General features: G+C 42.9%; 2 protein-coding genes. Both read right to left on the reverse strand.

Annotation, left to right across the window (positions count from 1 at the left end):
• A partial coding sequence (locus Q0620_RS10170) for a GTP-binding protein (protein WP_298784992.1) occupies positions 1-274 on the reverse strand: 274 nt, incomplete at its 3' end.
• A gap of 767 nt (positions 275-1,041) precedes the next feature.
• Positions 1,042-7,053 carry a hypothetical protein gene (locus Q0620_RS10175; protein ID WP_298784994.1) on the reverse strand — a complete coding sequence of 2,004 codons (6,012 nt, stop codon included), beginning with the start codon at positions 7,051-7,053 and terminating at the stop codon, positions 1,042-1,044.
• Between the last annotated feature and the right edge of the window lie 33 nt (positions 7,054-7,086).

The raw sequence follows: 7,086 nt of genomic DNA on the forward strand, positions 1-7,086 counted from the left end.
AGCGCGAGACTTCGTAGCTAAAATCCACATGGCCCGGAGTGTCGATTAAATTTAAAACGTATTTCTCGCCGCCAAGCTCGTACTCGAGCCGCACGGACTGCGCCTTGATCGTGATGCCGCGCTCCTTTTCGATATCCATCGTATCCATGATCTGGCTGCTCATCTGGCGCGCCTCGACGGCGTTGCACTCGCTGATTAGGCGGTCTGCGAGTGTGGATTTGCCGTGGTCGATATGCGCGATGATGCTGAAATTTCTGATATTTTTTGTTTTCAAGTGGCTTTCCTGATGAAATTTTAAGCCGCATTGTGCCGAAATTTCATTTAAAAACGGGTAAATGAGCGGACGGAATCGCATACGATAGAATTAGGCAGGTTGGGCGAAACAAAATTTTAAATAAAGAGCGCGAAACGCGGCTTTGAGTGATAGAATTTTGGCGTTATCGCTAGGGCAGCTTTGCCGTGGCAGAATTTACGGCGAGAGCTAGGCGTAGAACTTCTTACAATAGAGCTAGGCAGAATTCTGCCTAGTGAAATTCTGCAGCACCTTACAATGCACGAGGCGGTAGAGCAGCGTACAAGCGAGATTTTGCTCAGTGGAATTCCACAGCTACATTTGACGCATTAAAACGTAAAATTCCGCGCAGTAAAACTCGCGATAAGCTTTACGGCAAATTTTATAAGACCGCGCAGCACAAAGCCCGTGACGCCAAAGATCAAAAATATCGTGCGGTAAAACCCGCTGCGAAATTTCGCCTCGGAATTCTTACTGTAGGGATCGGTCGCAGAATTTACGTCGCCATGGAATGTGGAATTTCAACGGGTAAAATTTACTATCAAGATTACGCGATAAGATTTTGCTCGCCAAGGCTCAAGGGCAGAATTTTACCGATTGAAATTTGATGAAATTTACTCCTATGGAATTTCTAGGCGCAAATACGGGAAGTAGAATTTAAAAATCTTACCACTATGAGGCTAGAATTTAGCCCATAAAAAAAGGCTAGCCCAAAGGCTAGCCTTTGTATCGCGAGTTTGACGCAGAGATTACCAATCGGTCTTTTGGTTGTAGATATCGCGGACATCTCCCGTATCTAGCTTCTTCGTAGAAGTATCACTAGTACTATTATCTGACGTGCTACCACCGGCAAACGATCCTACATCATCTTCCGTACCAGACTTGACTTGACCTTCTCCGCCCCAAACCGTAGGGTTAGCAGCCCTTACGTTTACAATAAGAGGATTAAAATACTGCGGTACGCCCGAGTACTGGCTAGAATAGGCTCCACCCGCTACCGTAAACATAGTTCTCTGATTTCCGGCAGGCGTATGGATAAGCCATGGATTAGTGACGATACGTATAGTAGCTTGACCCGGTACGGTAGCCCTAATATCTACGTCTTCCTTGCCTCTGTCTACTACATTACCCCTGTGAATATTTACGCCAGAAGTCGTAAAGCTGTTATAGGCACTCACAAACTCTGCGCCTATATTATTTAGAGTAGCCCTAGTATTTACTACGAACTTCGTAAAATCGGTCAAGCTAGGATCCTGAGCCGCTAGCACGGTAAATATATTCGAGTTAGGGGCTTCATAAGCAAGTTCTGCGCTAGGAGCAGGCATATTCGCGCACCTATCGGTTCTGCCGCAATAAATCTGCGCATAAACAGGCACGGTTACCCCGGTTCTGGTAGTAGCCTGATAGACTCTGGACCCCAAGCTCTTATCATACGACGTACCGTAGACGAATAGTGCATAAGTACCTATATTGTCACTAAAATCCGTAACGGTCGTACCTGTTGCATAGGTCTTACTATTGGAATTAGCAGCGGCTATATAATCAGCTTTATTTGCAACGCTCATTTTTGCTTTTTTAACTCCCGTCGTATCTTCAACTTTTCTAGTGATAAATGTATCAAAATCCTCCTTTGATATCTTTATATTGTCTTCATTATAATCCTCGGAGTTAGTATCCGAGATAGCATTATATGAGCTATCGAACTTAGACGGCCAAAACTTTCCATAGGTTTTAAGATCGCCCTTCTTCGCATCTCTGACATCAAAGTCACTAGCATAGATAAGCACCGGCGTGCTAGGGGTTTTATGCATTCTATCGAAGTTGAAATATACAGTCGAGTCAGGAGTTTGCCCCTCTCTAAATCCTTGCGCCAAAATTCTAAATTGATCCGACTTCGAGTCATACCTGATTCCCGTACCGCCTTGCGGCCTATTGATAAGTCCACCTCTTAGGGTAGCATCTGAATAGTAATTAAGGGCGATACTAAGAGGTATAGGCATACCGTAGCCCGCATCACCGGCGGAAGCGGCCTCATTCCAGTCTCTTCTTCCACCGGTTATAGTGGTACTTAGAGTTCTTACGTTATATTTATAGCATCTACTATCATATCCCGTAGCGCCTAGACACTCGTTAGAATTGCTAGCAAAAAACTGCGTACCGCCAGGAATATTGTAGATAACATTAGCCCTATCGGGATACGGTACATAATTTGTATCTCCGCCAGTTCTCCTAGCGGTAGCTGTGGAGCAACGTCCGTCGGCATTATTGTTAGCACAATCAAATCCGAAATTTAGCGCAAAATCAAGATCGCTTGAAAATCCGCACACGGCTTGAGGAGTGCCGCCAACATCTTGTTTATACCCGTCATAAAGCGTAGCGATGACATCTTTATAGACCTTGTCGGATAGATATGCTACGGCATTGACCTTAAGCTTGGCTAGCTGACTTATCTGATGCGTCACCGCTAAATTTTGCGTAGAGTTATCACTACCATATATTACTACATTATTCTCAATATCCGGAGCATTGAAATATGTATACGCAGATACCCCGCCCGTGATATTATTATCACCTACGCCGCTTGTTACGCCGTTATCGAGGCTTGTGAGAGATACCCTGATACGATCCGGTCGGTAGCGTAATACGATATTATCATTTATCGCTTTATCTTTGTTAGCAGCAAGCCTCATACCTACGTCGCAGCCTATCATACCTTTAGCATTAGGAGTATTGCTAGATGAATTGATGATACATTTAGCGCTCTTCCACTTCTTAGAGTATGTCTGATCGGAATAAGCATCCGTCCACGAGTTATCATAGATATTTACCAGCACATCGCCGACATTATAGTAATTAAAAATTTTATCGGCATCTTTACCTATGGTTTCGGTATAGATAACGGCATAGCTTTTATCTTTAGCTTCCGGATCTTTTCTAGACTGAGTCATCAGATATGCGCCTTGAACATGACCTTTGCTATCAAATTTCGCAACGCCTCCTGCTTCTACGATATTCCTAGCGTTAAAATTTGCCCATAAGCTTATAGCGTTTTTATCCCATACTCTTCTAAATGCTGCGTCGAATTTCGAGCTTGTGCCATTTAATACGCACGAGACATCATCACTCTTGCCAAAAGAGCCTTTTTTGATAGCTTCCGGATCAATCTCATATTTGCCTGTTTCGGCATTGTATTTAGCACCGGAATATTCCACTGCGGTACCACCATAACAACTATCTTCTTTAACGCCACGTTTTAATGTAGTGGAAGCATTCTTTCTATCTACATAATAGGATTGAGTAGAGACATTAGCCGCGCATTCATTAGATATAAACGGACGCAAGTAGGTTTGAATACCGCGAATCTTGGTTGATATATCTTGAGTATCATCAGAATCCGCGCCATAGCTTTTACGTAGATGATAGCGTTGATTGCCCAAATCCCCGCCAATTTCTGCTGTGTAGTTAGGTACGTAGTTGCCGCTATAGCTTCTGGCCGATATTACATGAGCCAAGATATCTGCATTTTGTGTATAATCACCACCTACGCGCAGATTACTAGGATTAAGTACGCTGGAGCCATCACCCTTTTTAGTTATATCACCGCTAGCGGTAGTGTCTACGATCTTGCTATACTTGCCCGAATTCTTCAGCGCTTCTGTATCTACATTAAAATATGCAGGGCGAAGCACGAAGTTATCGCTACCGCATATGTGGAACGAGCCGTCTTTTGACATTTGAATTCCGAACTCATCTTTAGCAGCCTTTATATTATCTTCAAGCTTCTGCAACTCTGGTTGTATTTTATTCTCCCAAATGTCCTTCTTTTGCTCCGCAGTTAGTTTTGTGTTGCACCAGCTAAAATTCTCACCTGTCTCGCAATATCCATATCGCTTTTTAAGCTCCCATTTCTTGAGCTCCGAATAATAAGCCTTAGGATCGCTGTTATTTAAATCTTTGTTTTTTATATACTGATCTAAATCGGATCCTGAGGCAACTTGATTATCCGGACGATAGCTAAGCATAAATGTAAGACCCTGATACGCATCTCCTATCTCTATATCGTTTAGCTCTAAAATACTTTTTCCTTTAAAATCCACTTCCTTATCGATAGTGTAATCGGTTTTGTCCTTCATCTTAAACGGAATTTTTAAGGAATCGGTTACGGATCGGCATGAGTAAACTGCGCTATTCCCCTTATCGCTATCGGCAACTTTATCCGAGGTAGTAGCGGCATTTCTCGCCCTGACAACGGATAAATACAATTTACCGCTCAAGTCGAATTTCTCAAGCTTTCTAGCCTCACTACCGATATATACGAGCTTGCCGGTATTCGGATCTTTTTTGAAGTAAGGAGAATTTGCGGCTGCGTCGATGTATTCCTCGCATTTACCGGTATCATCCTTATACTTCTTACAAAATTGGCTCTCATAATCCGGTCTAAAGATGAGTTTCGCATCGAAAGGCTTATCGGAGATTTGAGTATATAGCCTATCGTCGTCGTCATTTTTACTAAAATTCTTATTGACTACCTGTAAACCGCTTAAAGGTAGGATATTAACGCTTTTAGAAACCTTTGTCGCGTCGCATAATTCAAGTTCAGAAGCGCTATCCATCTCTATGAAGACTCGCTGACCGCCGCCTATATCCAAGCTCATCTTATAACTTAGTGTCACGGCAGGAGCCTGCAATATGGTTGCACCCGTATTTACGGTAGCATTAAACTCGCCGTATGCCGCTTTACCTGGCTGCATTAATCCGCCTACAAGTACAGGACTACCGCCCGGTGTTGAAGAAGGAGTTAAGTCTCCCGCGCCTTGACCTATATAAAATTTCAATATATTACCGTCAAGCGCAGTAAACTGCCTATCTTTATAAATAGCCTTCGTAACGTTTGGAGTGCCACCTTTTATGACGTCTTTCATAGTCTCGTATGCACCCTTTTGACCATCGCGTAAATAGACTAGTTCATCGGCTGCCGCCGCAGGTATGGTATTTGTAGTGGTAGTGATAGGATCATTTACGACTAGCTCGTTATTTATAGTAGCGCTATCTTTGGTATAGGTAGCGCCGGCTTGACCAAAGTCGATCGATACTACCGCACCTGCTGCATCTTCGCTATCGCCGCCATTCAATCTATTTTCAAATTTCATTCTATAATAGATATTTTCACCCGCAACTACCGGGTTTTTGATCTGCTCAGGAGGTTCATGTAGTTTTTTTACATCCTCTTCGCTTCTTCGGTTACCATCATTATCAAAGAATTTAACCCAGTTAGAGGCGTTATAGACTTCATACTGATAGCACATTTGAGGGACATACAAATCGGCGGAAATAGCAATCATACTTATGAAGTTTTGATCGGCTTGACCTCCGTTGAGATCTTCATACGCCGCACCCAAAGAGATGTTTAGACTAGATTGCGCATTCTTCATCTTTGAACCGATATCGAATTCGTCCAGATCAAATCCACCTAAATAACCAGTGCCGTATGGATAGCTATACTTATAGGTGCCGTTATCATTTATAAGTAAAGCGACAGAGCCGTCGTATATATTAGCGCGATCGTTAGCTAACCGTTGATTAACCACACCGGATCCGTATAGCGAATCCATTTGTGCGGTTCCTTTGTGTTGAACTTTAAAATACTCGTCGGAGGTCATTTGTCTCTCGCCACCAAACCCTAAAAACCCTAGCTTTGCATTTACGGACCCACTTCTAGGTGTATAAAATCCACTGATGGTAGCGTTAATGTTTATAGGCGTATATCCCTTATCCCAAGGGGTGAGGACAAAATAATCGCCGTAAATAGTTACGTTTTTTGGTTTAAAATATTTATTTTTATATTCTACGGCTTCTTTATAAGTCATTTTTTGACCCGTTACGCTATCGTTAGATTGTAAATTATCTAGCAAAGCCCTTCTGGACGGGGCGGTTTTATCATATACTACGATTATTCCCCATCCGCCGTACGGCCCAAGACGAACGCTGTTGAACTCTCCATTGGTAAAATCTGCACCGCTTTGATCCTCACCATCACTCGTTTTTACGTTTCCTACAGTAAATTCAATGCTGTCGGAATAAGGTTCAAAATATGTCTTGACTAGATCGGTAATATCTTTAGTGCAGCCATATTTTAAACGCAAACGTAAGGGCTTGCGAGATTCTGCCAAAAAGTTCCAAGCAGCCGTTCCTTCGCATCTATCTCTATAAACATCTTCTATTATGCTAGCTTTACCTTTCGAGCTTTTCATTTTAAATTTCACCCGTGTATACCCCTTAGCAAAACCGGTCAATTTTTTTCCGTCTTTGCTGTTGTATTCTGCTTTGCTGTCAAAATCAGTCGTGCTGAATATATTTCCCTGCCAATAAAGTCTCGCATAGACTATATCGTCTTTAGTCACGCCCTTAGGAAGCCTCAAAACAGCTTTTGAACTATTCAAATAAAACTGTCCGTCGCCGTCATCTTTAATGTATGTGCCTTTTGCTCCCCACATGTAACCATGGCCTAAAGCAGAAGGCCAGCTTAATTTAATCACCGGCTTTCCAGTCACGGCGTAGTCTCCAAAGACGTATGTGCCCGCACCGCCGAATCTAACTATCGGCTTTTGGTTTAATTCGTCAGACGGAAAGTTTTTTATAGTGGTGAAATTATACAAACCCTCATTTCCGTTCCAAGTCCAACCACTTCTGCCTATCTTTCCGTCCAGCACGCCATCGTCACGATACTCGTTGCTTATTGGGGTAGCAGGATTTATCTTCACGTTCGACCTGCTATCATCTGCAAACGCGTTTGT

This window comes from uncultured Campylobacter sp. (assembly GCF_938017615.1).
Lineage (GTDB): Bacteria > Campylobacterota > Campylobacteria > Campylobacterales > Campylobacteraceae > Campylobacter_B.